The sequence below is a fragment of the Okeania sp. SIO2C2 genome (assembly GCF_010692625.1).
Lineage (GTDB): Bacteria > Cyanobacteriota > Cyanobacteriia > Cyanobacteriales > Microcoleaceae > Okeania > Okeania hirsuta.
Window position 1 is genome coordinate 1 of sequence record NZ_JAAHGM010000175.1, and the last position, 1135, is coordinate 1135.

Below are 1135 nucleotides of genomic sequence, written 5' to 3' on the forward strand. Positions count from 1 at the left end.
CGAGAGCATATTAACCATGAACTACTCAGTGGCGATGTGTTCATTTTCATCAATCGGCGCCGGGATCGTATTAAGTTACTCATGTGGGATGCCACCGGTTTTGCGCTATACTACAAGCAATTGGAGCGGGGCACTTTTGAGTGGCCAGCAGCGGCTAATGGGTCATCCTTAGAACTGAGTTGGTCGGATTTGGTGATGCTATTGGAAGGCATTGAAATAAAGTCCATTACTCGAAGAAAAAGATATCGTAAAGTAGGGTAAAAATGGGATTTTTGTTGTATTTTTTGGTGGTGAATGAGATGTTTTCTATAGCAGAATTTGAGGCGATAAAAGCAGAGAATGCGGCCTTGCGTCACGAGCTTGAACAGCTCAAGCGGCTGATTTTTGGCAGTAAACAAGAACGCTTTGTTCCCACACAGGTTCCTGAGCAGTTGGAGTTAGAACTCGGTCAGGAAGTGGTCCAAGAACAAGCGGAGTCCGACACCGAGACCATCACCTACCAACGCCGTAAGAAGCTCCATCCTGGACGCACTAAGTTGCCCGATAATATTCCTACCGAAGAGATCATCATCGAACCCGAAGAAGATACTACTAACATGATACTCATTGGCGAAGAAGTGACCGAAACGGTAGATTATCAACCGGGCGTCTTACTCAAGCGTCGTTATGTTCGCCGCAAGTATGCCCGTAAGGAAGAACTGGAAGACCAGCCAACCATCGTAATTGGTGCTATGCCTGATCGGCCCATTCCAAAAGGAATACCCGAAGCAGGCTTATTGGCGCATTTAATGGTGTCCAAATACGTTGATCATCTGCCATTTTACCGCCAAATCGAACAGTTTAAGCGTAATCACGACTGGACTATCCACAAATCCACGCTCAATAACTGGTTCGCCGCCTGTTGCAAACTCCTAGAGCCGCTTTACGACCAACTCCTGGAAAAAGTCATGGCTACGGATTATTTACAGGCCGATGAATCGCCCATTAAAGTACAGGATAGCGACAAGAAAGGCAAAACACACCAAGGCTACATGTGGGTCTACCGCAACCCCCTGAACGGACTCGTACTCTTCGATTACCGCAAGGGCAGAGGTATGCACGGCCCTAAAGAACGTTTGGCCAAGTTCACTGGTGT

At 47.3% G+C, this 1135-nt stretch carries 2 protein-coding genes; both read left to right on the top strand.

From position 1 onward, the window contains the following. Window positions 1-261 (top strand): IS66 family insertion sequence element accessory protein TnpB (tnpB, locus tag F6K18_RS36230; RefSeq protein WP_287528217.1); only part of this gene is annotated, 261 nt, incomplete at its 5' end. 2 nt (window positions 262-263) lie between these two features. Beyond that, on the top strand, window positions 264-1135 hold an 872-nt coding region (locus tag F6K18_RS36235; RefSeq protein WP_287528218.1), incomplete at its 3' end, for a transposase.